General features: G+C 66.9%; 30 protein-coding genes and 1 pseudogene. 19 read left to right on the top strand and 12 right to left on the bottom strand.

From position 1 onward, the window contains the following. Positions 1 to 91 precede the first annotated feature (91 nt). Positions 92 to 247 carry a Sp36 family protein gene (gene sp36 / locus QSK05_RS34005; RefSeq protein WP_285601529.1) on the top strand — a complete coding sequence of 52 codons (156 nt, stop codon included), beginning with the start codon at positions 92 to 94 and terminating at the stop codon, positions 245 to 247. Positions 248 to 260: 13 nt separating this feature from the next. Beyond that, positions 261 to 743: a RidA family protein gene (locus QSK05_RS34000; RefSeq protein ID WP_285601528.1), complete on the top strand. Its 483-nt coding sequence runs from the start codon at positions 261 to 263 to the stop codon at positions 741 to 743. 76 nt (positions 744 to 819) lie between these two features. Here QSK05_RS34000 and QSK05_RS33995 read toward each other — a convergent pair whose 3' ends face one another. After that, entirely contained in the window at positions 820 to 1482 is a 663-nt protein-coding gene (locus tag QSK05_RS33995; RefSeq protein ID WP_285601527.1) for a MerR family transcriptional regulator, read from the bottom strand. A gap of 215 nt (positions 1483 to 1697) precedes the next feature. On the opposite strand from QSK05_RS33995, the gene QSK05_RS33990 reads away from it, so the two are divergent. Next, complete coding sequence (locus tag QSK05_RS33990; RefSeq protein ID WP_285601526.1) at positions 1698 to 2561, top strand: MBL fold metallo-hydrolase; 864 nt, start codon at positions 1698 to 1700, stop codon at positions 2559 to 2561. 52 nt (positions 2562 to 2613) lie between these two features. Here QSK05_RS33990 and QSK05_RS33985 read toward each other — a convergent pair whose 3' ends face one another. Then, complete coding sequence (locus QSK05_RS33985; RefSeq protein WP_285601525.1) at positions 2614 to 3291, bottom strand: Crp/Fnr family transcriptional regulator; 678 nt, start codon at positions 3289 to 3291, stop codon at positions 2614 to 2616. A gap of 307 nt (positions 3292 to 3598) precedes the next feature. Further along, positions 3599 to 3997 carry a hypothetical protein gene (locus QSK05_RS33980; RefSeq protein ID WP_285601524.1) on the bottom strand — a complete coding sequence of 133 codons (399 nt, stop codon included), beginning with the start codon at positions 3995 to 3997 and terminating at the stop codon, positions 3599 to 3601. A 326-nt stretch (positions 3998 to 4323) separates the two neighbouring features. Here QSK05_RS33980 and nth point away from each other — a divergent pair, with 326 nt between their 5' ends. The 3 genes from nth to QSK05_RS33965 are packed head-to-tail and all read left to right on the top strand — an operon-like array spanning position 4324 to position 6988. Further along, complete coding sequence (nth, locus tag QSK05_RS33975) at positions 4324 to 5073, top strand: endonuclease III (protein WP_285601523.1); 750 nt, start codon at positions 4324 to 4326, stop codon at positions 5071 to 5073. Then, positions 5070 to 5807, top strand: a complete 738-nt coding sequence (locus QSK05_RS33970; protein WP_285601522.1) for an NUDIX hydrolase — start codon at positions 5070 to 5072, stop codon at positions 5805 to 5807. Before nth ends, QSK05_RS33970 begins: the two co-directional genes overlap by 4 nt. Further along, a complete protein-coding gene (locus QSK05_RS33965) occupies positions 5804 to 6988 on the top strand; it encodes a MarP family serine protease (RefSeq protein WP_285601521.1) in 1185 nt (394 codons plus the stop codon). Before QSK05_RS33970 ends, QSK05_RS33965 begins: the two co-directional genes overlap by 4 nt. A gap of 27 nt (positions 6989 to 7015) precedes the next feature. Here QSK05_RS33965 and QSK05_RS33960 read toward each other — a convergent pair whose 3' ends face one another. The 3 genes from QSK05_RS33960 to QSK05_RS33950 all read right to left on the bottom strand — a co-directional run bounded on the left by QSK05_RS33960 (position 7016) and on the right by QSK05_RS33950 (position 9617). Further along, a complete protein-coding gene (locus QSK05_RS33960; RefSeq protein ID WP_285601520.1) occupies positions 7016 to 8002 on the bottom strand; it encodes an alpha/beta fold hydrolase in 987 nt (328 codons plus the stop codon). Between the two features lie 13 nt (positions 8003 to 8015). Then, positions 8016 to 8420, bottom strand: coding sequence for a phage holin family protein (locus QSK05_RS33955; protein WP_285601573.1), 405 nt, complete (start codon positions 8418 to 8420; stop codon positions 8016 to 8018). Positions 8421 to 8546: 126 nt separating this feature from the next. Continuing rightward, on the bottom strand, positions 8547 to 9617 hold the full coding sequence (locus QSK05_RS33950) for a winged helix DNA-binding domain-containing protein (protein WP_285601519.1): 1071 nt from the start codon (positions 9615 to 9617) through the stop codon (positions 8547 to 8549). Between the two features lie 153 nt (positions 9618 to 9770). Here QSK05_RS33950 and QSK05_RS33945 point away from each other — a divergent pair, with 153 nt between their 5' ends. Further along, complete coding sequence (locus tag QSK05_RS33945) at positions 9771 to 10784, top strand: acyl-CoA dehydrogenase family protein (RefSeq protein WP_285601518.1); 1014 nt, start codon at positions 9771 to 9773, stop codon at positions 10782 to 10784. 157 nt (positions 10785 to 10941) lie between these two features. Next, a complete protein-coding gene (locus tag QSK05_RS33940; RefSeq protein WP_285601517.1) occupies positions 10942 to 11838 on the top strand; it encodes an AraC family transcriptional regulator in 897 nt (298 codons plus the stop codon). A gap of 21 nt (positions 11839 to 11859) precedes the next feature. On the opposite strand, the gene QSK05_RS33935 is transcribed toward QSK05_RS33940, so the two are convergent. Next, a complete protein-coding gene (locus tag QSK05_RS33935; RefSeq protein ID WP_285601516.1) occupies positions 11860 to 12321 on the bottom strand; it encodes an ImmA/IrrE family metallo-endopeptidase in 462 nt (153 codons plus the stop codon). Positions 12322 to 12841: 520 nt separating this feature from the next. Here QSK05_RS33935 and QSK05_RS33930 point away from each other — a divergent pair. Then, positions 12842 to 13909: a hypothetical protein gene (locus tag QSK05_RS33930; RefSeq protein WP_285601515.1), complete on the top strand. Its 1068-nt coding sequence runs from the start codon at positions 12842 to 12844 to the stop codon at positions 13907 to 13909. 84 nt (positions 13910 to 13993) lie between these two features. On the opposite strand, the gene QSK05_RS33925 is transcribed toward QSK05_RS33930, so the two are convergent. The 4 genes from QSK05_RS33925 to QSK05_RS33910 form a co-directional block, all read right to left on the bottom strand. Then, the gene (locus QSK05_RS33925; protein ID WP_285601514.1) at positions 13994 to 14386 is read right to left on the bottom strand and encodes a hypothetical protein; all 393 of its coding nucleotides are present in this window, start codon (positions 14384 to 14386) and stop codon (positions 13994 to 13996) included. Further along, positions 14386 to 14823: a hypothetical protein gene (locus tag QSK05_RS33920; RefSeq protein WP_285601513.1), complete on the bottom strand. Its 438-nt coding sequence runs from the start codon at positions 14821 to 14823 to the stop codon at positions 14386 to 14388. The genes QSK05_RS33925 and QSK05_RS33920 overlap by 1 nt, the downstream gene beginning before the upstream one ends. A gap of 531 nt (positions 14824 to 15354) precedes the next feature. Beyond that, on the bottom strand, positions 15355 to 15879 hold the full coding sequence (locus QSK05_RS33915; protein WP_285601512.1) for a GNAT family N-acetyltransferase: 525 nt from the start codon (positions 15877 to 15879) through the stop codon (positions 15355 to 15357). 9 nt (positions 15880 to 15888) lie between these two features. Further along, entirely contained in the window at positions 15889 to 16662 is a 774-nt protein-coding gene (locus QSK05_RS33910; RefSeq protein ID WP_285601511.1) for a GntR family transcriptional regulator, read from the bottom strand. Positions 16663 to 16810: 148 nt separating this feature from the next. Here QSK05_RS33910 and QSK05_RS33905 point away from each other — a divergent pair, with 148 nt between their 5' ends. The 7 genes and pseudogenes from QSK05_RS33905 (at position 16811) to QSK05_RS33875 (ending at position 21763) form a co-directional block, all read left to right on the top strand. Further along, the gene (locus QSK05_RS33905) at positions 16811 to 17065 is read left to right on the top strand and encodes a DUF6284 family protein (RefSeq protein ID WP_285601510.1); all 255 of its coding nucleotides are present in this window, start codon (positions 16811 to 16813) and stop codon (positions 17063 to 17065) included. Continuing rightward, on the top strand, positions 17062 to 17334 hold the full coding sequence (locus QSK05_RS33900) for a hypothetical protein (protein ID WP_285601509.1): 273 nt from the start codon (positions 17062 to 17064) through the stop codon (positions 17332 to 17334). The genes QSK05_RS33905 and QSK05_RS33900 overlap by 4 nt, the downstream gene beginning before the upstream one ends. After that, a complete protein-coding gene (locus QSK05_RS33895) occupies positions 17334 to 17717 on the top strand; it encodes a hypothetical protein (RefSeq protein WP_285601508.1) in 384 nt (127 codons plus the stop codon). Before QSK05_RS33900 ends, QSK05_RS33895 begins: the two co-directional genes overlap by 1 nt. 44 nt (positions 17718 to 17761) lie before the next feature. Next, a pseudogene (locus QSK05_RS36575) lies at positions 17762 to 18175 on the top strand (ABC transporter permease); the annotation flags it as partial. Between the two features lie 480 nt (positions 18176 to 18655). Then, positions 18656 to 20932: a hypothetical protein gene (locus QSK05_RS33885; protein ID WP_285601506.1), complete on the top strand. Its 2277-nt coding sequence runs from the start codon at positions 18656 to 18658 to the stop codon at positions 20930 to 20932. 157 nt (positions 20933 to 21089) lie between these two features. Next, positions 21090 to 21353: a hypothetical protein gene (locus QSK05_RS33880; RefSeq protein ID WP_285601505.1), complete on the top strand. Its 264-nt coding sequence runs from the start codon at positions 21090 to 21092 to the stop codon at positions 21351 to 21353. Beyond that, positions 21350 to 21763, top strand: a complete 414-nt coding sequence (locus QSK05_RS33875) for a hypothetical protein (protein ID WP_285601504.1) — start codon at positions 21350 to 21352, stop codon at positions 21761 to 21763. The genes QSK05_RS33880 and QSK05_RS33875 overlap by 4 nt, the downstream gene beginning before the upstream one ends. A gap of 12 nt (positions 21764 to 21775) precedes the next feature. Here the strand turns inward: QSK05_RS33875 and QSK05_RS33870 are convergent, their stop codons facing one another. Then, a complete protein-coding gene (locus QSK05_RS33870) occupies positions 21776 to 21970 on the bottom strand; it encodes a hypothetical protein (protein WP_285601503.1) in 195 nt (64 codons plus the stop codon). 268 nt (positions 21971 to 22238) lie between these two features. Here QSK05_RS33870 and QSK05_RS33865 point away from each other — a divergent pair, with 268 nt between their 5' ends. Genes QSK05_RS33865 through QSK05_RS33855 form a run of 3 tightly spaced genes read left to right on the top strand, consistent with a single transcriptional unit; the run spans position 22239 to position 24836 of the window. Next, positions 22239 to 23663 carry a DUF3631 domain-containing protein gene (locus tag QSK05_RS33865; protein ID WP_285601502.1) on the top strand — a complete coding sequence of 475 codons (1425 nt, stop codon included), beginning with the start codon at positions 22239 to 22241 and terminating at the stop codon, positions 23661 to 23663. Between the two features lie 22 nt (positions 23664 to 23685). Further along, positions 23686 to 23880 (top strand): helix-turn-helix transcriptional regulator, encoded by a 195-nt coding sequence (locus QSK05_RS33860; protein WP_285601501.1) that lies wholly within the window; start codon positions 23686 to 23688, stop codon positions 23878 to 23880. Beyond that, the gene (locus QSK05_RS33855; RefSeq protein ID WP_285601500.1) at positions 23877 to 24836 is read left to right on the top strand and encodes a site-specific integrase; all 960 of its coding nucleotides are present in this window, start codon (positions 23877 to 23879) and stop codon (positions 24834 to 24836) included. Before QSK05_RS33860 ends, QSK05_RS33855 begins: the two co-directional genes overlap by 4 nt. Positions 24837 to 24944 lie beyond the last annotated feature (108 nt).

Here is a 24944-nt window from a genome sequence, read left to right as displayed (position 1 = left end):
CCGTCGGGGCGTGTCGATCCGGTGACAATCCTGCATCGCCTACCAGAACCAGGGCTGCACCCCCACTCACCTCATGGATAGGCTCACGGGCATGGTCAAGTGGGAATACGCGACGGTGCCTCTGCTCGTTCATGCGACCAAGCAGATCTTGGATCAATGGGGCGAAGACGGCTGGGAGCTGGTTCAGGTGGTGCCTGGGCCCAACGAGACAAACCTTGTCGCCTACCTGAAGCGCCCCCGAGACTGAACAGGTGACGGCGATGACTGGACGGATCGAGGCGAGGCTCACCGAGCTGGGGTACGTGCTGCCCCAGGTCGCTGCGCCGGTGGCGGCCTATGTGCCGGCGGTGCTGGACGGTGACCGGGTATACGTGTCGGGGCAGCTCCCGATGGTGGACGGTGCTCTACCACTCACGGGCCGGGTGGGCAGCGGTGGCGGTGAGGGGCTGATCAGCCCGGCTGAGGCGAACGGATTGGCCCGGGTCTGCGCGCTCAACGCGCTGGCCGCCGTGCGGTCGGTGATCGGCGATCTGGACCAGATTCGCAGGATCGTCAAGGTCGTCGGATTCGTCGCGAGCGAACCCGGTTTCACCGGTCAACCGCTGGTGATCAACGGCGCCAGCGAGTTCCTGGGCGAGGTGTTCGGCCCGGTCGGGCAGCACGCACGCAGCGCTGTCGGCGTGGTCGCGCTGCCGCTGGGGGCACCGGTCGAGGTGGAAATGGTGCTCGCTATCAACTCCTGAGGGGGTTCGGGCTGACGGCGCCGGATTCCGGCGCCGTCCCCGACTTTCACGGCACTTTCACGACACTTTCAGGACATCAGCCGCGGGCCAGCCCGCTGCTGCCCAGAACACCCCGGGTGATGGCCGTCGCCAGATCGATGACGTAGGCGGTCTGCGGTTCACCGTCCAGCACGACCAGGTCGGGGACCGGCCCGGGAGTGAAATCCGGCCCGTTCGACACGGGTTTCCGGGGTGTGCGCGCCATCGGCTCGCCGCCCTCGTCCAAGACGTCGGTGAGTTCCTGGGCCAGCAGCCGCCCCGCGGAGGCGGCCCGGAGAGCTACCCGCAGAACCGTCGAGGCCGGTACCCCGGCTTCGCGCAGGGTGCGCATCAGGTCGTACGCCTCGGGATCGACCAGCACCGATGCACCCGTGGGTGCCGGGTTGTCGTCATCACCGTCGAGACGGCGTCTTCCTCGTTCGACCGCGGTCGGCCCGGCGGCCTGCCAGAGTGCCCCCGTGGGCCCCAGGTCTTCACCCCGGGCCGCGGCGTCGATGATCATCTTGAGGGGTAGCCCGGCGTCCCGTAGCTGCCGGATGTCGCGCAGCCGGCGGAGGTGGGAGTCCTGGTAACGGGACGTCCGGCCCACCCGAGTCGGTGGGGCGAGCAGTCCCTTGGTCCGGTAGGCCCGCACATTTCGCGGTGTCATACCGGCCGCCGTGGCCAGCTCCTCGATCGTGAAAGTGTCCTGCGCCCCCATCGTCATCCCCGTGTCGGCGAGCAGAGCGCCGTCCGCCCGCGATGTAGTCCAACGCTCGTTGACACCCCGTCAAAGAGTTGATCGCTATCAGTAACCACCGTACTGCCTTCAGCCAAATGGGCATTCACCCGAGCTCCACCGAATATCGGCAGCCTGCGCAACTACGCACCTAGTGCTTCTGCTGTGCATTGCGTGGCACCCGTAGCATTTTCTTCGTGCCGAACCCACCGCACGATGTCACCGGGCCACATCCATCGTCAGGGCCGGAACCGGCTCCCGGCAACGTGCCGTGGTTCGGCGGTGCAGTGGGAGAGGAGGCCTTCTGCGTCCTCGCCGGCAATCCCGGGCCGATGACCCTGGACGGCACCAACACCTGGATCCTCTCCGCGCCCGGTTCGACCGAGGCGGTGGTGGTAGACCCGGGGCCGGACGATGAGCGGCACCTTCAGGCAGTGCTGGAGGCCGTGGCCGATCGTGGGGCCCGGGTCGTGCAGACCCTGCTGACCCACGGCCATGCCGATCACAGCGCGGCCGGGCGGCACTTCGCGCAGCTCACCGGGGCTCCCGTGCGCGCGCTCGATCCGGCCCACCGTTACGGCGGTGAAGGGCTGACCGGGGGTGACGTGGTCGAGGCGGGGGGTGTGCGACTGGAGGTCGTGGCCACCCCGGGCCACACCGCCGACTCGCTGTCGTTCCTGCTGCCGCGGTCGGGTTCACTGCTCACCGGCGACACGGTCCTGGGCCGGGGCACCACGGTGGTCGCGCACCCGGACGGGCGGCTGGACGCCTACCTGAACTCACTGGAGCGGCTGAGGGATCTTTCCGGCTCCGCGGAACTGCGGTACCTGCTGCCCGGCCACGGCCCGGTGCTGGAACAGCCCGGGCTGGTCGTCGACCGATATCTGGCGCACCGCCGGCAACGTCTGGAACAGGTGCGGGCGGCGGTGGATGCCGGGGCCCGCACACCGCGCGAGGTGGTTGAGGTCGTCTATGCCGACGTCGACCCTTCGGTCTGGCCGGCGGCCGAGCTCAGTGTCCGCGCGCAGCTCACCTATCTGGGGGGTACCACCACTGATTGAGGACGCCGTCCGGCCACCGGGGAGGGGGCCGGACGGAAGGCGTCGCAGATGCTCAGCGCGCGCGGCGCCGCATCCGTTCCACGTCCATGAGCACCACGGCCCGGGCCTCGAGCCGCAGCCAGCCGCGGGAGGCGAAGTCGGCGAGGGCCTTGTTCACGGTCTCCCGGGAAGCGCCGACCAGCTGGGCCAGCTCTTCCTGGGTGAGGTCGTGGGCCACCCGCAGGCCGTCGTCGGTGGGCCGCCCGAACCGCTCGGACAGGTCCAGCAGGGCCTTGGCCACCCGACCGGGAACGTCGGAGAAGACCAGGTCGGCGAGGTTCTCGTTGGTCCGGCGCAGGCGCCGGGCCAGAGCCCGCAGCAACTGCCGGGCCACGTCGGGGCGGCCGGTCAGCCAGGTCACCAGGTCGTCGTTGCCGAGTCCGATCAGCGACGTGTCCGCCACCGCGGTGGCGGTCGCGTTCCGCGGGCCAGGATCGAAGAGGGAGAGTTCACCGAACATCTCGCCCGGGCCCAGGACCGCCAGCAGGTTCTCCCGGCCGTCGCCGGAGGCACGCCCCAGCTTCACCTTGCCCTCGACGATCACGTACAGCCGGTCGCCGGGGTCTCCCTCATGGAAGAGCGCCTGGCCGCGGGCGACGTCGGTGGGCGCCATCGTGGCCCGCAATGCTGCGGCAGCTTCATCGTCCAGCGCTGCGAACAGTGGCGCCTGACGAACGACGTCGTCGTCCACCTGTTCCTCCTCACACGCCGCCCGATTCCGACGGCCTCATCAGTGAGGCATCATGCCCCACCCGCACGCAGTTTGCCGCACCCCTGGGTCCCGGTGACACCAGGGGCCGATGAACGGTCACCCACAGTGCGCCGATGATGCACGTCGTGGCCATGGGGCCACGGGTGGGGGCAGGCTCACGCCTACCCCGGATGCTTGCACTCCATCATGGCGGAAAGGGCTTTGAGCTGTGGAATCGGGGCTACCCCGAAAGTCGGCGCCGGACCGGAACCGGCGCCGGGCGGTGGCCGGACGGTGGCTGGACGGCTCAGGCGACCGCGCCGATCCGGTAGGCCAGGATGCCCGCCGCCTCCCCGGTGACGGCCTCGAGCATCCTCTCGTAACGGGCCAGCTCGTCCAGCGCTCCGCGCAGACGAATCAGCATGCCCCCCTCACCGGCGTGGACGTCGGTGGGCGCGATCCCGATGAGCCGGCGCAGCCCGGCGGGCGGGTGGCAGATCGTCCCGTGAAGACCGGGAGGTGGCCGCAGCTCGTCGAGATCGGTGACGGAGGCGACGGCCAGGTCGATCCGGGCGAGGATCAGCCGCCGCCAGTGGTCGACGTCCCGCTGGGCTGCCACCAGAGCTCGGTGGTAGTCGGTGAGCTGGTCGACCGGCATGGCCGAGAACGACAGGGCGGTGAGTGGATCGGTCAGGCCCAGGGCCACCGCTTCTCCTCTCCCCGGCCGGCTGCAGAACGCAGAGGCGCGGCGTACGGCTCGAACCGGACCCGGATCTTGGGCCGGCGTTACGCATGAGTGTTCGTCGGTGGCATCGGGGCGCTTGAGCGGGCCACTGTCCCCTCACACTCCCGGGGGACCACGGTCGGGCCAGGCGTTCGGCGGATCGGGTTATGCGGGGCGACCTGCGACGATGTCTTGAGCGACCAAGTGGGTGGCATGCCCCGACCGACGAGTAGCGCTCGCGGGCCGCGCCGTTTCGGCCGTCTCTCGCGGAGATCCGGATTGTCGGTGGTGACGCGTACGCTGAGCGCGTGACGGTAGGCAATGGGCGGCGAAACGGGCAGAAGGCCGAGGTCGAGAGCCCGGTCGCGCTGACACGGCGGGCACGCAAGATCCACCGCCTGCTGACCGAGCGATATCCCGACGCGCACTGCGAGCTCGACTTCTCCAGCCCGCTGGAGCTGCTGGTCGCCACCGTCCTGTCGGCGCAGACCACCGACAAGCGGGTCAACCTCACCACCCCGGAACTGTTCGCGAAATACCCCTCCGCGGCCGCCTACGCCGGTGCCGACCGGGCCGAGATGGAAGAGATTCTCCGGCCCCTCGGCTTCTTCCGCGCCAAGACCGACTCGCTGCTGAAGCTCGGCGCACGCCTGGTCGAGGAGCACGACGGCGAGGTGCCGAAGAAGCTCGAGCAGCTGGTCAAGCTGCCCGGCGTCGGCCGTAAGACCGCGAACGTCGTGCTCGGCAACGCCTTCGGGGTGCCCGGCATCACCGTCGACACCCACTTCGGCCGACTGGCTCGCCGCTTCGGCTGGACCGCCTCGGAAGACCCGGTCAAGGTCGAGACCGAGATCGCGGCGCTCTTCCCGAAGAAAGACTGGACGATGCTGTCCCACCGGCTGATCTTCCACGGCCGCCGTACCTGCCACGCGACCAAGGCCGCCTGTGGTGCCTGCCCGGTCTCCGCGCTCTGCCCCTCGTTCGGCATCGGCGAGACCGACCCGGTCAAGGCCGCCAAACTGCTGCGCGACTCGGCCTTCACCTCGGTCCCCGCGTGACCTCCTCTCCACCGGCCTGGCTCGACCGGCTCACCGAAGCCGTCGCCGACCCCCGGCACCACCCGGCCCTGGGCACTATGACCCCGCCCGGGCCCGATGCCCGGCACTCGGCGGTGCTCGTGCTCTTCGGTCAGGGCGAGAACGGCCCCGACGTGCTGCTCACGCAGCGCGCGGCCACGCTGCGTTCGCACGCCGGCCAGGTCGCCTTCCCGGGCGGGCGCGTCGACCCGGGAGATGCCGGCCCGGCCGCGGCCGCCCTGCGCGAGGCCCAGGAAGAGGCCGGGGTCGATCCGGGAGAGGTGCTGGTGCGGGCCGAGTGCGCCGAGCTCTTCCTCAACGTCACCAACTTCCGCGTCACCCCGGTCATCGGCTGGTGGCAGCGCCCTTCCGCCCCCGTGCCCGGTGACCCCGGCGAGGTGGAACGGGTCGTCCGGGTGCCGCTGGCCGAGCTGACCGACCCGGCCAACCGGTTCGTGACGCACTTCCGCGACCGCCGGGCCGGTCCCGGGTTCGAGGCGTCCGGGCTCTTCGTCTGGGGCTTCACCGGTGCGGTGCTGAGCTGGATGCTGGGCCTCGCCGGGCTCGAAGAACCGTGGGACCGCACCCGGATAGTCCAGGTTCCCGAGCAACAGGTTCGCCTTTCGGCGCGTCAGGAACTGCGCAGGGATCTCATCGAACAACAGGGCCTGAGCGTGCACGACACGTCCGGGCCGGACGAGGTGGAAGTTCCATGATCGACATCATCCTGGTGCTGATCATGCTCGGCTATGCCATCTCCGGCTTCCGTCAGGGACTGGTCGTGGGCGTGCTGTCGCTCGGCGGATTCGTCGGCGGGGCAGTATTGGCCATGTTCGTGGTGCCGCAGCTGGTCACCGGCCTCGACCCGGGCACGCAGCGCTCGATCATCACGCTGCTCGCGGTCATCTTCACCGCCTGGGCGGGCCAGTTCCTCGGCGCCCTGCTCGGTGGTCGCATCCGTCAGGCGGTGCCCGAGGGCGGTGCCGTCGCGATCGCCGACCACATCATCGGCGCGGCCGCCGGGGTGCTGGCCGTGGCGCTGGTGCTGTGGTTCGTCGCCGGCGCCGTGCGTGGTGGGCCGTCCGAGCAGCTGTCCCGCACGGTCGCCGGGTCCAAGGTGATCCGGTACATCGACGACCTGGTGCCGACCCAGCTCATCGGCGTGGCCGACCGCTTCCGCGACGTCGTCGGTTCCAGCAGCTTCCCGCGGGTGTTCGCGGGCGTGGAGCCGGAAGACATCACCCCGGTCACGGCACCTGACCAGGCGCTGGTGAACAGCGAGGCCGTGACCAAGGCCCGCCGGGCGGTCGTGAAGATCACCGGTGAGGCCAACAGCTGCGGCCGGGGTCAGGAAGGCAGCGGCGCCGTGATCGCCCCGCAGCGGGTGGTCACCAATGCGCACGTGGTGGCCGGTGTGGCAGAGCCGCGGGTGCAGGTCGGGGGCAAGGGCACGGTCTACGCCGCGCGCGTGGTGTCGTTCGACCCGATCCGCGACCTGGCCGTGCTGGCGGTGCCGAGGCTGCGGGTCGCACCGTTGTCGATGACCGGCGACCTGGAGCGGGGTGACGACGCGGTGGTGGTCGGCTTCCCGAACGACGGGCCGTTCAAGGTCTCCCCGGCGCGGATCCGCTCGATCGTCCGGGCCAGCGGTGAAGACATCTACGGCAACGAGGGCGCGGTGCGCGAGGTCTACTCGCTCTACGTCAACGTGCGTCCCGGTAACTCCGGCGGCCCGGTGCTCGACCCGTCCGGCAACGTGGTCGGCGTGGTCTTCGCCAAGTCGCTCGACGACGCCGACACCGGCTACGCCCTGACGATGGACGAGGCCCGCGACGCGATCAAGACCGGCGCGGCCCAGACGAAGCGGGTCAGTACCGGCAACTGCGCCAGCGGCTGAGCAACTTCGTCGGTGGCTGAGGAGCCCTCACAAGCTCTTCAGCCACTCCAGCAATGCTTGCGTGACTCGCTCGGGTGCCTCTTCGGGCAGGAAGTGCCCGGCCCCGGGTACCAGCTCGAAATTCAGGGGCCCGGTCACCTGGCGGTGCGAGGCGAGAATGCTGGGCAGCAGCACGAACGGGTCTTCCTCGCCGTGCAGACTGAGCGTGGGCACGGTGATCGGCTCGTTCACCGAGGTGGAGAACCGGCGGCCGTCGCGGCGTGGCACTGACCGGAAGGCCCAGCGGAAGTACTCCATGGCGCTGTGTGCCACGAACGGCACCCGGATGGCCCTGCGGTAGACGTCCAGGCTCTCCTCGTCGGGGAACCCGCCCGGTCCGGACCAGTCGCGCAGCACATCGCCGACCAGGTCTTCCCGGGCCAGCCGGCGCTCGGGGCGCATCGGCATCTGGAACTCGAGCACTCGTCGCCAGGCACGGCGCTGCCGGGGGTTACGGGTCAGCGCGCGGCGCATCACCAGCGGATGACCCATCGACAGGGCGGCCACGGCACGCGTCTGCTGCGGGGCCAGACCGGGCATCGACCAGGCCAGCCAGCCGCCCCAGTCCTGCCCCACGATCACGGCCTCGACCTCGCCCAACGCCTTGATCACTCCGGCCACATCGGTCGCCGAGGTCATCGTGTCGTACCCGCGTGGGGGTTTGTCCGATGCGCCGTAACCCCGCAGATCCATGGCCACGGCGCGGTATCCGGCGTCGGCCAGAGCGGTCAGCTGATGCCGCCAGCTCCACCAGAACTGCGGGAAGCCGTGCAGCAGCAGTACGAGCGGACCCTCACCGGCCTCGGCGACGTGGAAGCGGGCGCCGTTCGCGGCGATGAACCGGTGGGTCCAAGGACCGCGGATCAGGGTGTCCGCGGAATCGACATAGAGCGCGCCCGCCGGTTCCAGAGCGGGGCGCGCGGGTACGGACTGTTCGGGGGAGGGCTCGGAGTCGTCGGCCCGGCGAAGCCTCACCGGGCAAATGGTGTCACGACCGGACACTGCCCTTCACCGCGGCGATGGTCTTCTTGGTCGAGGCGATCGAGCGCTGCGGCGGCTTGATCTTCTTGACCTGGAGGAATCCCAGGAAACCCAGCAGCCCGGCGAGCAGCAGCAGCGCCACGGTGACGACCAGGAAGGCCAGCCAGGCGGACAGCCCCGCGGCGACCAGGGCGAAGCCGATTGTGACGATCAGTGTGATCGAGGCCAGGAAGGCCAGGTACCCGGCCGCCCCGAACAGGCCGCCGCCCACGGCACCCCGCTTCACGTCGGCCATGATCTCGGCCTTGGCCAGCGCGACCTCGTAACGGACGAGTGCGGAGAGGTCCTCACTCGCCTGCGATACGAGCTGACCTATCGTCCGTTCCTCGGCCATCAGCAACTCCTGCTTCATGTTCGTCACGGCCGGCCGCCGCAACCTGATGAGCCTATTGGACCGGTACGGGTTTGCGCCGGTCAGGACCGCACCCGAGACGTCCATCGGTAGCCCGGACGGGCGCGCGAGCCCCGCACGTCGTCCTCAATGACCGGTGACCCGGTCCACCTCGGCCGCCAGGGCCCGGCGCGACAGCACCTTCTCACCGGGAAAGAACTCGGTCACGACGTCGCCGTGCTCCAGCTCCCAGGTGCCCACCACGCGTCCGCCGGAGAGGATCACCGGGGCGATCCAGCCCGCCGCCCGGCTGATCCGATCGCGGTGCTCGGCGGGGAGCATCCAGGTGTCTTTCGTGGTCGCGCCCAGCACGTAGGCGTCGAACGGGCCGAGCAGATGCACCGCCCGGCTCGGCTTCGTCGCGGCGAGTTCGTCGGCGTGCTCACTCAGCACGAACGCGCTCTGCCCGTCCACCGAGACCTCGGTCAGCCGGTCGCCCATCCCCGTGAACCAGCTCCGCAGCATGCTCTTGCGGGTGACACCGCGGATCAGCCAGTTGTCGAAGGTCGTTGCCGGGGCCGGTCCGAAAGCGCCCAGGTAGGTAGTGATCACCGAGGGCGCCGCGTCGTCTGGGGAGGGCAGCCCGGACCAGCCGGGAATCAGGGCGGACGGGGTGGTGAAAGTGATGCGGGAGCCACGCGCCGGCCCGTGGCACAAAGCTCCCTGCCAGGCCAGGGGTTTGAGCAGAGCGCCCCACCCAGAACGAAGTTCGGTCTCCAGGTCGGCGAAACGGCTCTCCGCGACGAGACACGTCACCAGTTCGTCGCGGGTCATGGGGTTGCCGTCACCGAGGAGCTCCCGCACCGCCTCGGCGAGCTGGTCGATCTCGTCCGGTGTGGCGCCGAAGGTTTTCTGCCAGCTAGGTTTTGTCCAGGTGCGGGAGGCCGCGAGCAGCGACAGCACATCGGCCAGCTGGCTGCTGTGGCACAGGTGCAACGTGCCACGCATCGCCCAGGTCCTGATCAGTGCGTCGTTCTCGGGAGAGGCGGCGCCGGGAGTCTGCTGCCGCGTGGCGATCGAGGTCTCCGCGGCTGACGCCACCTGGCTCTGCACTCCGCCGAGGCGCCGCACGATGTCGGCCCGGGAGACATTTTCCCGCGGGCTCAGGAACTGTCGTTCCAGACGCCAGGCCAGGGCCTGATCAGCGGTGATCCTCATGTTCCGATTCTGCTGAGGGACGCGGCCGCCGCACAATCGGGAATCGGGCGAAGAACGCACTGCTGGATGCACCGGCCCGAGGCGTCGGATTGCTGATGGACGCGGGTGTCCTGCGTATTCACGGCACCCGCGTTCGCTGGTTGGCTCGGGAGGGTGACGAGCTCAGAACTGAAGATCCTTGCCGAGCATGCTGCCGAGACCGAGGCCCAGGGGCGCCCGGTGGCGGAGAGTGTCGAGGCCGTGCGGGCCGATCTCACGCTCAGCCGGGGCGCCGGGGCCGTGACCACGGTGCGGCGGCTCGCCGAGCTGGCGTCGGCCTGCCCGTCGACCAGCTGGAACGTGGGCACGAACGCGGTGACGAAAACCCTGGCGAAGAAAGCTTTCGGGGATGCGCTGCCCGATGGGTTCGATCAGGTGCAGGCCTGTGGCACGGGGGTTCCCTCCGGGCGGGCAGAACGTGGTGCCGACGGTGTGCGGGTGACGGGTTCCTGGAAGAGCGTGTCCGGTTGTGAGGACGCGACCTGGGCCGGGGTCGGTGTGCTCGACGCGGACGTCTTCTCGATAGCCCTGGTTCCCACGGCCGAGCTGAAGGTGCTGCACACCTGGGACATGGCCGGGATGCGAGGTACCGGGAGCCACACGCTGGTTGCCGACGGCGTGCTGGTGCCCGAGGAACTCATCGCTCCGATGCCGCTGCCCGGCCCGCTCTCGGACCGGTTGTACTTCGGTCTCACCGTGCTGGCGCCGGTGGTCGGGGCCACGCGGGGTGCGCTCAGCGTGATCGAGGACCTGTTCGCGTCGGACCGTAAGCCCTATATGACCGCGTACACGCGGATGGGGGAGTCGTCCGGAGCCCGGTACTGGCTGGCCGAGGCGACCCGGCTGACGAACCGGGCCGAGCAGGCCATGCTGGCCGTGGCTGCACTGGTCGATTCCGAGGACATACCCGAAACCGATGGCCCGCGACTGGTGCGGGAACTGGCGGAGGCGTCCCGGGACTGCCGCGCGGCCGTCGAGCTGATGCTGGACCTGGGGGGAACCCGCGGTTTCGCGAAATCCAGCACGCTGCAGAGGTTCTGGCGTGATATCGCGGTGGCCGGGCGGCATCCGATCCTGAACACGTACCTGGCGGCCGAGCGGTCCGAGGCGGTGCTGGCCCCGGCCTGACCAGCGCGTGTGCCCCGGGTGCTTGTGGCCCGGGCGGCGACTCGTGGGAGTGTCACCCACGTCGTCCGTGATCATGTAAACCTTCCCTGTCGGCTCTTGTTCGAGCGAGAGTGAGGACGCGGTCGGTCCAGGTGGTTATCGGCCTAGAATCGCGGGCATGGACCTGGTCAGTGTGGCTCTGGGCGGTGCCCGGATCGGCGAGGCCGGTGCGCGCTGGTTCGGTGGTTCGCGCGGCTGGGGCATGCGGTTCGACAGCTTCGAGGGAATCGGCTTCCACGCGGTACTTTCCGGATCGGCGTGGCTGATCGCCGCCGCCGGCGAGCCCCAGTTGCTGAACGCCGGTGACATCGTGCTCATCCCCAGCGGTGCCGAGCACGGCCTCAGTCTGCGGCCCCGTATGCTGCGTGAGCTGCCGCTGATGAAGCTGGAGGCGCAGGCCCCGCCACCGCCCTCGAGCACGTTCGACATCGAATGCCTGTGCGGCGCCTACCGCCTGGGGCGTGGCCACCTGCACCCGTTCCTGCGCAACCTCCCCGACCTGATGGTGGTCTCGCCCGACCCGGCCCAGCATCCGGAACTGTCCGCACTGATCACGGTGCTGGGCCGGGACATCAGCGAGCGTCAGGCCGGCACCAGCCTGACCCGCACGGCCCTGATCGACCTGATCCTGGTGCACGCGCTGAGAGCCTGGCACGAGCCCCTGTTCGAGATCGACGACGCCGGGATCGCGGCAGCTTTGAGCGCGATCCACGACAACCCCCAAACCCCCTGGACCGTCGACCAGCTCAGCGCCCGGGCGGGGCTGTCCCGCACGGCTTTCGGTCGCCGGTTCGTGGCCCAGACCGGCACCTCCCCCATGGCCTACCTCACCACCCAGCGCCTGACCCGGGCCGCGCAGTTGCTGTGTGACACGGACACGCTGCTGGCCGGGATCGCAGGTCAGGTGGGGTATTCTTCGGAGTTCGCTTTTTCCAATGCTTTTCGACGGGAGTTCGGGGTTTCGCCGGGGCGGTACCGGCGTGAGCATCAGCGGGTGCTGGGATTAGCACTCTGAGAGCGATGATGTCTGGACCGCTCAGACCGCGCGAAGGCCGATCGGGAGGAAGAGACTGTTGTGCCGGGCGTCGGAGAAGCCGGCGATGCTGGCGACCTCTGCCGGGCTGAGCCCACGACTGCTCAGGCTCTGACCAATTGCCTGGGCCAGGGCGGTTACTTCGGGGGCGATTTCATCACTGCCGGGTTCGCGGGTTCTCCAGCCCTTGGCGCTGAGCAGTTTGTAGGTGCTGGTTCGCTGCGTGGGGCTCAGGAGGTCAAGCTGGTAGGCCCGCTCGACCAGCGCCTGCATGGAGACGCCGTACTCACGTTTGAGGTCGAGCAACCGCCCGAGCTTCAGGTTGCGCAATGAGGGTCGCACCAGCTCCGCCGGCATGAGGAACTCGGCCGCGAAGGCATTCGCCTCGGCTTCAAGATCATCGCTCCCCAGAGTATTGGAATGCAGCACCAGGTGTCCGAGCTCGTGGGCCATGCGCTGGCTCACCTGGCTGCTTTTTCTCCGATGGGTCATCAAGAACCGACCCACGGCCTTGCCGGACGCGATCCAGGCCGCGCCGGTCTTTCACGAGCGCCGGCTCCGGATTTGTCCTGACCTCGACTTGTAGGTAGGTCGCGGAGCCCGAGAGGTTCCACCGGCTGCAACCACGCAGAAAAGCCCGAGATCAGGGTTCTGATCTCGGGCTTTGCCTGAGCCACCTATCGGACTCGAACCGATGACCTGCTCATTACGAAACCGCGCCTAAAGTGCGTCCTGAACTGCAGAAACCCGCCGTTGCTTGTCAATGGGGGCAAAAACGGGGCAGGGAGCGTTCTCTTCTAATTGGCGCAGCCATGGGGGGCTACTCGTCGACGCTTAAACTGATCGACCAGTGCGCGGCTGGATGGAGACGGTGGTCGCAAAAGATCAAGGTGTCGGCCCTCCCTTCCGGGCCCGTCTCGGCCGTAGGATCGCTCCGCTCGGCCAACGCTTTAGGCAGTACACAAGACAGGGGACGGTGGATGCTGTGGCACCCTACGAGATAGAAGAAGTGCAAGCTTCCTCATTTGAGGATTGGATTAGAGAAGTCCTCGTTAGCAGCAAGCTGCTGCACGAACAATGGAACGCTTCAGAGAATGACACGCATCCGTTGAAGATTTTGGCATTAGCTTCCCTTGAAGCATTAGATAGATTTTGCGAAATTGCAGATCCTGGGCTGTTAGTAACCCTACCGGAGAGGCAAATGCTTGCGGCAATCAAAATTAATCCAGAGAAGGAAGTTGGTAGTTTGGCTTCGCATCCAAGTAGTATGCATACCCCGCAATTGGCTATAATAAACTTAGCATTGGATGAAATCTCTCCGACGGCCGAGGATGACAAAATCCTGTTGTGGACGCTTTACCTATGCAGGGCTCTCAAAAGTCTCACGCCTAACCGGCGTACGCAGTATGCATTCTCAGTCTCAGTCGCAGTTAAGGGCGATCCTCTTAGTGTGGCCAGGGGCCAAGATTTGAACGATCAATGTCAGCGGATAATTGAGATGGCGGAGACTCTTGCTCGTCCAGAAGAGATCCGACTTCTTTCCACTCTTGCGGAGGCCAAGGAAGCAGCCCGGGACGCTAAACGTGCTGCTGGCGATTCGGGCCTGGCCGGGATGGCGGAATACTTTCAGAAGTTTGCAGGAGAGGAAAGGAAGAGGGCTTTCAAATGGCATGCCGCGGCAGTAGTTCTCGTTCTGGCCGTGACAATTTTCGGAATTTGGGAGATTTTAGCTCGCCCGGATGAAGGTTCATGGACATCTGCATTGCACAAGTATTTCATTTTTGCCCCGCTCGTGGCTTTGGCTTTCTACTTCGCTAGGCAGGGATCACGCCACACAAACGCAAGTAGTGAGTCGGCAAAGATTGAAGTGCGCCTAAATACCATCCGTGCTTACACTGCCGAGATGACGCCTGCTGAGCGTGCACGCCTGCTCGCGACTTTTGGAGAGACTCTTTTTCGATCCGAACCCCTGGAGAGCAAGGCTGCACCGACGGAATCCGAAGTCGATTTGCTTAAGATGCTTGTTGAACGCTTGGTTCCTGATGGGAAATAATTACTTGCCGAACAGAAGATTTGGGGGTAATTCCCCTTTGTTGATTCCCTGCTAGTTTGGCAGTAGTACATTGATCCCATGGGGTCACAAGGGAGGTTTCTCGTCTTCGACCCTCGGTGGTGCTTCAAGTCCCAACTCGCTGAAAAGTTGCTGGGTTAAATTCTCGTAAGCAAGTGTCACCTTCTTTACTGTCATGTAAAGGTCGCGTAGCTCGGTCCTCATAAGCTCTGGAAGCGATTCATCTTCAGTGTTGATAAGGTCAAATGTTCGCTGGGCTTCTCTGCCATAAACTTCCAGGCTGAACGGGTAGGAATCGTCCTTGTCGCGACACGTCAGTGTGTATGTAAATTTCTCGAGGGTGGCAAAGAACTCATAGTCGCTGTCTTCTTCAGGATCCCATATGATCTTTTTGTCTTTAACCAACTGATGGAGTCGGTTGATGAGGGCAAGGCGCTGGTTGGTTGTTAATGCTTGCATCAGTTTTCGCGCCCCATTTCAATTGCTACCAATGTTGAAATTCCAGATAAGTTGCTAGATAGTCCGGCTACTTTGGATCTGAAGTTCTTAGTCATGCCTTTTACCCCCGCCTTGGCGGACGCGTCCGCGATAGCGACCTTGGTCTCGGCTGCCTTGCCGGCGGCGTCTTTCAACTCTTTTGCCAGGGTGGCATGTTGCGGGTGGCGATCGAGGAGATTGGCGATTTCCACGGCAGTATGTGAATAGGCCATTAATGCACGCATGGCCAAGCGTGCGTCATTATCGAATACGGCTACATCGAGATCGTTTTCCGATAGTCGCAACTGAGGTAGGAGCGTCAGTAGGTGGTTTAAGGCCATTCGTTTTTCTGTGCGCTCAATCGCGGATCGCGTTGCGATGCTCGCGTTCTTGGTGCGGGTGAGTTGCCAAATTGTCACGGCGAATCCTACAACTGAAAGGATTAGGCCGGAGATTCCAATCCAATCCCAATCCTTGATAGCGCCCCCTCGCATTTGGCCCGGCTGTTCATGAACCGCGGCGATCAACCTGCTGCGAAGCTCAGAGTAACAGGAAGTAACTGTCCGTGTGAAAATGCGATGCTAATCGTTGGGTTCCGCCCATCGGTTGCGGGCAGCTCGTTCGGCGATCAGAGACCCCGGCCGCGTCCGGCGCTGGTAAGCCATCAGCGCGGACGCGGCCGGAGCCTTCTTGCCGTGACGCGGCTCGACGGAGGGTGGTCAGTCGCGTCACGATGGTTGCCCCCACGGCGCCAGGACTCTTGGGTTCACCGGTGCGGTGGGGGCGGTTGGTCGGGCAGTCCGGTGGTGGGTGCGAACCGGTAGCGGACTGCCCTGCCTGCTGGTCGCCGTCCGGGGCAGGGGAGCACCTGACCCCGGACGGCGACGCTTCCCCTGCACGCCTTCGTGGCCACGCCCCGTACGAGGCCGGCGGACAGGGGAGTCTTTGGGTTACTCCAGCGGTGAGACATAGGCGTAGGCCGGGACGCTCTGGCCGTCGCCGAAGGTGTGCTTGATCGCGGCGATGCGTTCCCACCCGAGTTTTTCGTAGGTCCGGATGGCCGCCTTGTCCTTGGCCATCACGTCGAGCACCGCGCGCCGGCCGAGCTTGCGGGCAATCTCAGTGGCTGAGTCGGTGAGCCGCGCGCCTAGCCGTTCCCCGCGTGCTTCAGGCGCGATGAACAGCCGGCCGAGCACCGCGATGGCATCCCGTGGTTCGTCCTCGCGCTCGGCCCACTCGGTCGCGGCGGCGTCGGCGTCGGTTGGGTAGCTGAGCATGACGTGGCCCACGACCTGGCCGTCTTTCTCGGCGGTGAGTGCGGCTAGCTCGTTGTCGGACTTGAGCCAGGCGATGGGGTCGGCGACGCCTTCGACGGGGTAGCCGTCGAGTTCGTGGACGCGGACCAGGAGATCGCCCAGGGCGGGGAGGTCATCGGCGGTGCGGGGGCGGATTCGGGATGTGGGGTTGTCTGCCATGTCGCGTGATCAGTCCTCTACAGCCATCGAGTAGTCGAGCCCGGTCAAATCCGAACGCATGATGAAGTTCGTTACCTCGAAAGGTTTTCCGTCCTGGTCGATGCCGGTGTGGACGACATCGAGGACGGGGACGCCAGGTGGAGTGTGCAAGATCTGTGCCTCATCGGGGCGGGGCATCCGGGCAGAGATTTCTTCCCGGACGTTGGTGATCTGGTGGCCGAGCTCGGCGAACCGGGCGTAGATGCTCCCGGTGCCGGTCTTGGCGTCGGTGGCCAGGACGGATCCTTCGACGATCGTCCACGGGATGTATGTGATGCCGATCTGAACGGGCACATCGTCTGCGTAGTAGTGGTTTACGCGTTGGACAACGGATTCGGTGTGGGGGTCGACCGCGAGGCGTTCGGCCACGATGGCCGGCGGAATGACGCGGCTGATGTTGGGCACGTCCACCCGCACGGTCTTGCCTTGCTTGAGTGCTTCGGCCCGGAAGGGTGAGAGGCCGGTCTCTCGACGCGTGCTCTCGCTGTAGCGCTCGGCTCCGAGGCGGATCATCTTGACCTGCTTGCGCACGTACGCGCCGCTGCCGTGGCGCACGTCGACCAGGCCTTCGGTGGCCAGGATGTTGACCGCCTCGCGAGCCGTGTTGCGGGCCGATCCGTAGGTGGAGGCCAGGACACGTTCGGAGGGCAGCTTGTCGCCCTCCTGGTAGGTGCCGTCCGCGATAGCCCGACGCAGGACGTCGGCGATGCGACGGCTGGGGGGCTGTTCGCGCTGCGTACTCATGGGTGGTTGACCTCTCCGTTCGGTCCCGGGATCGGGAGTCTAGGACATCTGGCTCAAGCCACTTGTTGACGTGCGCCCCGCCGTGTCGCTATAACTGGCTCAAGCCACTTAGTGGCTTAAGCCAGTTGCTCAACGGAAGGGGACCGCCGTGCATTCCTGGAGATCATTGAACGGGCCGAGCCGCCGCGAGCTGCGGCTGATCGAGGCCGAATGGCCTCTGATCGCAGCTGAAATCGCTGTGGTCGACGCTGAGATCGCGATGGCCGTCACCGGTGACGAGGGCTCGGAACTGGCTCGTCATCGACTGGACCAGGCCGTAACTGGCGCAACCGAGCTGAGGCACCTCATGTCCGCCGAGCCGCTCAACTGGCTCAACGGTGGACCACTTGGCGGTGCGGCATGAGTACAGCAAGCACGCATATCCGCAGTTCACACGCCCGACACGCCCCGCCGGTCCTGCGCCGGATTGGCGCTGGTCTTCTGGCCTCGGTCATCACGGCCGTTCCGACCACGCTCACGCTGCGAGCCATCGCGGGGGAGAGCGCACACACGAATAGCCCGGTGTCGCGGGTGGTGGAGTCCCGGTGCGTTGACGGGCTGATCCGCCAGGGCATCGACACCGGCCGCCCGGACGGGTTGCTGCTGGCCAAGACCACTGAGGTGAGCTGCTGATGAGCATCCCCAACGCCAAGCGCCCGGATGAGTTCGCCGATCTGGCCGCCGAGGCGATCCGGAGCCTGAACCACCTCACGATCGGCGGCACCGGATACCGCGAGGCGCACGAAGTGGACGCCGTGATCGCCCACCTGATGGCGACCGTCCACGGCATGGAGCAATCCATCGCCCACGTCATGCGGTGGCTGCACGCCGCCTACGACGGCGGTCGACTCGCCCACGACGCGGACCTCGACCTGAAGGCGTCCATCACCCAGGTTTCTGACGCCCTGATGCGCTCCGGTGCCCGCCTGGACCGGCTCGACGACGGCCTGAACGACGTGCGCCGCGTGACCGCGCACCTCAAGACGATCACCCCCGGCAAGGGAACGGAGCACTGAGCATGAGCACGACGGACACCGCCACCGACCCGAGCGAGGCTCACAGCGGCACGCCACGCCGCGCCTGGCCGGTACTGCTGCTGGCTCTGCCCGCGTTCGTGGCCATCTGGTCCGGCTGGGTCGAGCTCGGCCGGCTGACCGGTTTCGGCCCGGTGGCCCCACTGCCGGGTATCTGGGACGAGGCCCGGATCAACACCGCCATCACCCTGCCGATCGGCGTGGAGACCTACGCCGCGTACGCCATGTACGTGTGGCTCGGCATGAACGTCAGCAACCGAGCCCGCACGTTCGCCCGCTGGTCAGCCATCGGCTCCCTGTGCCTGGGCGCGGCCGGCCAAGTCGCCTACCACCTGATGGCAGCCGCCGGGATGACGCACGCGCCCTGGCCCATCGTCGCCCTGGTCGCCTGCCTGCCCGTCGCCGTGCTCGGCATGGGCGCGGCACTGGCTCACCTGGTCACGGAAACGCCGGAAGTCTCCCCGGCCGAGACCGCACAGGAGGCTCCCGACCAGGAGCCCCACGCGACGATCGAGGACGCCGACCAGCTACCGAGCTGGACCGAGGCTGACATCGCGAACCGGGCTGCACTGGTGAACGGCAATGACCAGGGCGACGTGACCGATCTGCGTAAGCGTCGGCCGGCCCGGCCCCGCCAGAGCAACGCCGACAAGGCCGTGGCTCTGCGCGAGAAGCACCCGGAATGGACGTACGCCCGCATCGGCAAACAGCTCGGCGTCACCGAGCGGACCGTCAGCCGCTACTTCCGCCCGGCCACCGAGACCACGGCCACCGACGTCGTCGAGTCCGGCGACATCCAGCCCGACATCCGGCCCCTGGCCGCCTGACACCCCACTACACGACGTGACCCGCCCGGCCCCGCATCGGGCGGGTCACCCCACCCCGGGAACTACCGCACCACCTTGGAAGGGGAACCACGGATGAGCACCGCCCCCGCATACGGAACACCCGAACCCGACGACCACGACGCGTCCACCCGTAACGCCGACGTGGTGGACCTGGCCGCCGCCCGCGCCCGCAACACCACACCCGACACCCGACCCGACAGCGTGCCGGACACCCGACCGGACACGTCCCCGGACACCGAACCCGACACCGCACCGGACACCGATCCTCCGATCGAGGGCACGATCGTGGCCCCCGGCACCGGCCCGGACGCGGTGCTGGTCGACAGCCCGCAAGCACAGCGCCGCGCCGGGTGGAGCCTGGCCGGAATGCGTGAGGCCGAGCGTCGTCCCGTGGTGCCGACCTGGCTGCGTTCTCGCACCGAGTTCACGGCGAACACCGCGTGGGCGGCCGGCCTGGCCGGACACACCCTCGCCTACCACTGCGTCCGTGTGCCCAAGTACAGCGCCCGTCTGGCGTTCCGCGCCCCGCGCGGTGCGGCCCGGCTGGTCAGCCGGTACTCGCGCTGGTGGTTCGACATGGAAGGGGAGCCGGTTCGGCAGTCGATCGTCCGGGCGGCCACCACACGTCCGGACGAGGCGCGCACCTATGAGCGTCTGTCGAGTCAACGAGACCGCCGGGTGAGGTGGCGCTCGATCGTCACGGCGATGGTCGCCGGCCTGAGCCTGGCCACCCTGATCGCTGCGTTCCTGGTTCCGGCCTGGCTATTGTGGTCCACGATCGCCGTGGCCGTGATCCTGCTCGGCATCATCGGTGCGCCGGCTGATCGTCCTCTGCTGGACACCGCCGTGATCCGGACCGAGGTCACGCCGCTCACCTCCGATCAGGTCGTCGAGGCGCTGAGCCGGTTGCGGATCGTGGACATCGACCGGGCGATGGCCAAGGGAGATACCGGACGCGGCTGGTTCGCCGCACCGATCACCCGCGAGAACGGCGCCGGATGGCGGGCCGACATCACGCTCCCGCCCGGTGCTTTGGCCGCTGAGGTGGTCGAGAAGCGGGAGAAACTTGCCGCTGCTCTGGCCCGGCCCCTGGGGTGTGTCTGGCCGGAGGTGAACGCCGACGTCCACCCGGGCCGCCTGGTCCTGTTCGTGGCCGACCGGGACATGTCCAAATCCCGGCAGGCCGCATGGCCGCTGCTCAAGGCCGGAAAGGTCGACCTATTCGAGCCGTTCACGATCGGCACCGACCCCCGGGGCCAGGTCGTGGCGCTCACCCTGATGTTCGCGTCAATGATCATCGGATCGGTCCCGCGCATGGGCAAGACGTTCACGCTGCGGCTGATTCTTCTGGCCGCGTGCCTGGACCCCCGGGCGAAGGTACTGGCGTTCGACCTCAAGGGCACCGGCGACCTGTCGGCCACCGAACCGGTGGCACACCGGTACCGGGCGGGGGATGAGGACGAGGACATCGCCTACGGCCTGGCTGCCATGCGCGAGCTGCGCACCGAGCTACGCCGCCGCACCAAGGTGATCCGTGACCTTCCCCGCGACATCTGCCCGGAGAACAAGGTCACGCCCGACCTGGCAGACCGCAAGAGCCTCGGGCTTGAGCCCATCGTCGCCGGTGTGGACGAGTGCCAGGTGTGGTTCGAACACTCCCAGTACGGAGGCGAATTCGAGGAAATCTGCGTCGACTTGATCAAGCGCGGCCCGGCCGCCGGCATCAGCCTGATCCTGGCCACACAGCGTCCCGACGCCAAGAGCATCCCGCCGGGCATCAGCGCGAACGCCGTGCTGCGGTTCTGCCTCAAGGTCATGGGATGGCGCGAGAACGACATGGTGCTCGGCGATTCCATGCACGCCGCCGGTATCGCCGCAACGATGTTCTCCCGCCGCGACCGGGGCATCGGCTACCTGGCCGGTGAAGGCGACGACCCGGTCATCGCCCGCACGCACTACATCGACGGCGTGGCCGCCGAACAAGTCGTGGCCCGCGCCCGGGCCATGCGCGAGAAAGCCGGAACACTCACCGGCTACGCCCTGGGCCAGAACCTCAACACCGACGCCATCCGCCGCGACACCCTGCTCGACGACATCGCCCTCATCCTCACCGATTCCGCCCCCAACGCCTGGTCCGAAGTCGTGGCCGAGCGCCTGACCGAGCTACGGCCCGAGGTCTACCCCACCCTCACCAAGGAACAGCTCACCGCCGCCCTCAAGCCCTACGGCGTCGTCACCCGCCAGGTCTGGGGCACCGACGCCGACACCGGAGAAGGCGCCAACCGTCGCGGACTCAAGCGCCCCGACATCCTCAAGGCCATCACCAAACGTGACCGCGACAAGCAATAACCCGCCCCTCAAAGGGCTGAAACCTGCCGCTAGGTCTAGCACCTAGCCCCGCTAGACCTAGCGGCACCGCTAGCACCACAACCCGATCCTGATCAGCGCGCTAACACCTAGCAGCGCTCCCCTCACTGCGCCCAAAAACAGCCCGTGGAGGCAAAAAGTGCACAGCCCCGCCGCGCTAGTCACCCTCGCAGCACTCGGTTACGCAACGTACTACCTCCTGGCCTGCGCCACGTTCCCGTTCGCAGCCTGCCGACGCTGCCACGGCTCCGGAAAACACCACAACCCCTTCGGCGCCGGCCACCGCCTGTGCCGCCACTGCGCCGGAACCGGCCGCCGCGTACGCCTCGGTCGCCGGATCTACGAGTACTTCTCCCGCGAGCACCGCCGGGGCCTGCCCGGCGACCCGAGGCCGCGCCGATGAACCGCGTAAGCCGCTGGGGAACGCATCGGCCGGCACCCCGCCAAGACCTGCGCTGGGACTCACCCGAGGCCACCCGCTGGGACGTGCTGAACATCGGCTACGACGCCGGCATCCGCGACGCCCTCCGGCGCGGCATCGAAATCGGCCGAGCCCAGGTCGAGGCCGAACACGCCGCCCTGTGGCGGGAAGTCCAACTCACCTGCGACGCCATCGCCAACCGCCCCGGACCACTCGGCCACACCGCCCGCGAGAAGTGGCTACGCCAACGCGCGGACCAACTCGACCACGATCCGGGTCTGACCGGCGAACAACTCCGCGAAAAGGCGGCCAAGTCCTGGGGGATGCCCTATCGGCCACTTCGCGCGATCCGAGAGGCAGGCACGCCGCCGAGCCGTGCGGAGGCCGCTTGAACTGCTCTGTCGCTACTCCGCGTCGCTCTGGCTCTTCTTTCGTGTGGTGTAAGCGATATAGCAGTAGATGAGGCCGAGCGCGGTAACAACCGCACGAATGACAGCTTGCCGGGTCCACCCGTTGGCAATCAGTTCATTCAGCAGGAGCGCGGTGTTCATGGCGATCCAGAGCACTGCCAAAAGCGCCTGCCAGATCCAAGGTTTCATCTCTGATCCCCGTTTGATTCGGCCCTGGCCTTCTTGCGCCCCTCCTCATAGATCCCGTACGTGAGAACGCCGCCGGTCATCAGTATCGACGCCCCCATGCCAGCACGCCAACCCCACGCCTCCCCGCCCCACGCCACAGCAGTGATCAGCTGCCCCAAGCCGAAAAGGATTTGGACCAAGCAGAGTGCCACACGGATTCGCAGCCACTTCGACATCCGCAACCTCCGTTGAACGTCCATTCGTCCCATCCAACCCTTTGGAGTCCGGTTTGACGACCGCAGACATCAACGCCCAGACCATTGACGGTGCCGCCTTGCTCGACCGCCTGCGGGCGATCCTCACTCGCTACGTCGTGCTTCCCTCCGACCACGCCACCGACGCCGTAGTCCTGTGGATAGCCGCCACCCACGCCCAACCCTCCTGGGCCCACGCCGCCCGCCTGGTCATCCGGGCACCCGAGAAGCGCTGCGGCAAGTCCCGGCTCCTGGACATCGTCGAGGCCACCTGCTGGGAACCACTGATCACCGTGAATGCCTCGCCCCCGGCCATTTACCGCTCGATCGGCTCCGACGAGCCGCCGACGATCCTGCTCGACGAGGCCGACACGATCTTCGGTCCGGCGGCTCAGGGAGCGAACGAGGACCTGCGCGGGCTACTGAACGCCGGGCATCAGCGCAATCGGCCTACGATCCGCTACGACGCTGCCAAAGCCCGCGTAGAGAAGATCCCCACCTTCGCCATGGCCGCTCTGGCCGGCATCGGCCACATGCCCGACACCATCGAGGACCGGGCCGCCGTGATCCGAATGCGCCGGCGCGCCCCCGGTGAAACCGTCGCCCCCTACCGCGAACGTCGCGACGGGCCCGCCCTACGGCGCCTGGCCGCCGAGCTGCACACGTGGGTGCGCGCCCACGCTGCCGAACTGGCTGCCGCCGAGCCCGACATGCCCGTCGAGGACCGGGCCGCCGACACCTGGGAGCCTCTTGTCGCCATCGCCGACCTGGCCGGTGGGCACTGGCCCGAGCGGGGCCGCAACGCCTGTGTTGTCCTCACCGGCGAACGGGACGCGGTGAGCGAGGAACCTCTCTCGGTGCGGCTCCTGCGCGACTGCCAGGCCGTTTTCGAGAACGTTCCCGCTCTGCCGAGCGGAGTCCTGATCCAACGTCTTTGCGCCGACCCCGAGGCGCCCTGGGCCACGCTCGGCCCCCGTGGGGAATGGATGACACCCATGAAGCTCGGCAAGCTCCTGGCCGAGTACGACATTCGCCCCGGCACCTACCGGTTCACCGAAGGCCAGGCCAAGGGGTACCGCCGCGATGACTTCGCCGACGCCTGGAACCGCTACTGCCCGCCGAACCGCGAGCAGGCGGAGTCCGATCGGGGGCACCCGGAAGAGCCGTACCAGACGTACCAGCCGCATAACCCCACGTCAGAGGCGGTACGGCTTCACTCGGTGGTACGGCTTGAAGCCTCCTCCGGACATCGCCACGGATCGGCTGGCCACGACCAGGCCCACGCCCCCGGTACGGCTCAAGCCGTACCGCCTCACCAAGCCGTACCTGGGCTGACCAGGCAAAACGAGGCTGGTACGGCTGGTACGGCTACCTCTCCCCACTCGGCACCCACCTGCATCCGATGCCGATTGCCGCTCACCTTCGACGACGGCACCCACACGCACCCGAACTGCGCCTGACCTCGAATCGATCGGAGAGCCGATGACCCCGCAGAAGCCGACTGATCTCCTGACCGTCGCCGAAGTCCTGGCCGACCTCCAAATCCCGCGCCGCACATGGCAACGCTGGCGCGAACTGGGCACCGGCCCGCAGTGCGTCCGACTGCCCAACCGCGAGTTGCGCATCCGCCGCTCCGTCCTGGCCGCATGGCTCGAAAACCTTGAGGAGGCTGCGTGATCACCTACAGCGTGGACATCTACCCCCTGGATATCCGCAAGGATCGTCCCAAGCCCTACTCGGTGCGGTGGCGGTTGGCAGGCAGGTTCAAGCGTCGTTCGTTCAAGACTCGCTGCCTGGCCGAGAGTTTCCGATCCGACCTGATCCAAGCGACCCGCAAGGGGGAGGGTTTCGATGTCGAAACGGGTCTGCCTGTTTCGATGATGGAGACGCAAGAGACGATCACCGTCTATGACCTGGCGCTCAGGTACACCACACTCAAGTGGCCGACCGCTGCTGCCAAGACACGGCGTGGCACGGCTCAAGCCCTGGCCACCGTGCTACCGGTGCTGGTTAAGCCGAAAGCGGCAAACCCTCCTGCGGCGGACACGCTCCGGAAGGCGCTGATCAATGCCGCTTTCAATCCGCCCAAGCGCGACCAGGAGCAACCCGGAGACATCGCCGATGCTCTGGATTGGATGGCTCAAAACGCCTTGCCGATTGACGCACTCGACGACGTAGCCAATCGGCCGGCACTGGTCCGGGCTGCACTGGACGCCTGTGCGTCCAAGATCGATGGGAGCCCGGCTGCCGCCGCAACCATGCGCCGGAAGCGTGCTGTTCTACACAACTTCTTCGGCCACGCGGTCGAGATGGGGCATCTCTCGGTGAACCCAGTGGGAACGGTGCAATGGAAGGTTGCCAAGGTCGCGGACGAGGTGGACCGGCGAGTGGTGCTATCTCCGGTGCAATTTGCCGAATGTCTCGTGGGAGTGTCCTACGTTGGCCGGGATCGTGGCCCGAAGCTCGCAGCCTTCTTCGGCCTGATGTACTACGCCGCGACTCGGCCGGGTGAGGCCTTGGCTGTAGTGCGGGATGACTTCACTCTTCCTGAGAGAGGATGGGGGCTGGTGACTCTGGCGCGATCTGAACCTGAGGCCGGGACTGCGTGGACGGATCCCCGTCTGTCAGGGTGAGTTGAGGCCAGCGGCTCAGAACAACCCTTTCCCTTGACGGGGCGAGATCCGGAAGTCCTGCGTTGAGTGTCGATGTGTCTGGGCCGGTGGCCCAGGATGGTTCCATGA

Origin of the sequence: Kineosporia sp. NBRC 101731, assembly GCF_030269305.1 — a bacterium.
Lineage (GTDB): Bacteria > Actinomycetota > Actinomycetes > Actinomycetales > Kineosporiaceae > Kineosporia.
The sequence above is the reverse complement of the archived record's forward strand: the minus strand, read 5'-3'. Positions and strand labels throughout refer to the sequence as shown.

Bases quoted from the DNA above. Each gene is read 5' to 3' on its own strand.
- sp36 (WP_285601529.1), top strand. From the start codon at position 92: ATGGTCAAGTGGGAATACGCGACGGTGCCTCTGCTCGTTCATGCGACC.
- QSK05_RS34000 (WP_285601528.1), top strand. From the start codon at position 261: ATGACTGGACGGATCGAGGCGAGGCTCACCGAGCTGGGGTACGTGCTG.
- QSK05_RS33995 (WP_285601527.1), bottom strand. From the start codon at position 1,482: ATGGGGGCGCAGGACACTTTCACGATCGAGGAGCTGGCCACGGCGGCC.
- QSK05_RS33965 (WP_285601521.1), top strand. From the start codon at position 5,804: ATGATCGACATCATCCTGGTGCTGATCATGCTCGGCTATGCCATCTCC.
- QSK05_RS33955 (WP_285601573.1), bottom strand. From the start codon at position 8,420: ATGAAGCAGGAGTTGCTGATGGCCGAGGAACGGACGATAGGTCAGCTC.
- QSK05_RS33950 (WP_285601519.1), bottom strand. From the start codon at position 9,617: ATGAGGATCACCGCTGATCAGGCCCTGGCCTGGCGTCTGGAACGACAG.
- QSK05_RS33940 (WP_285601517.1), top strand. From the start codon at position 10,942: ATGGACCTGGTCAGTGTGGCTCTGGGCGGTGCCCGGATCGGCGAGGCC.
- QSK05_RS33925 (WP_285601514.1), bottom strand. From the start codon at position 14,386: ATGCAAGCATTAACAACCAACCAGCGCCTTGCCCTCATCAACCGACTC.
- QSK05_RS33915 (WP_285601512.1), bottom strand. From the start codon at position 15,879: ATGGCAGACAACCCCACATCCCGAATCCGCCCCCGCACCGCCGATGAC.
- QSK05_RS33910 (WP_285601511.1), bottom strand. From the start codon at position 16,662: ATGAGTACGCAGCGCGAACAGCCCCCCAGCCGTCGCATCGCCGACGTC.
- QSK05_RS33900 (WP_285601509.1), top strand. From the start codon at position 17,062: ATGAGTACAGCAAGCACGCATATCCGCAGTTCACACGCCCGACACGCC.
- QSK05_RS33895 (WP_285601508.1), top strand. From the start codon at position 17,334: ATGAGCATCCCCAACGCCAAGCGCCCGGATGAGTTCGCCGATCTGGCC.
- QSK05_RS33885 (WP_285601506.1), top strand. From the start codon at position 18,656: ATGAGCACCGCCCCCGCATACGGAACACCCGAACCCGACGACCACGAC.
- QSK05_RS33875 (WP_285601504.1), top strand. From the start codon at position 21,350: ATGAACCGCGTAAGCCGCTGGGGAACGCATCGGCCGGCACCCCGCCAA.
- QSK05_RS33870 (WP_285601503.1), bottom strand. From the start codon at position 21,970: ATGAAACCTTGGATCTGGCAGGCGCTTTTGGCAGTGCTCTGGATCGCC.
- QSK05_RS33860 (WP_285601501.1), top strand. From the start codon at position 23,686: ATGACCCCGCAGAAGCCGACTGATCTCCTGACCGTCGCCGAAGTCCTG.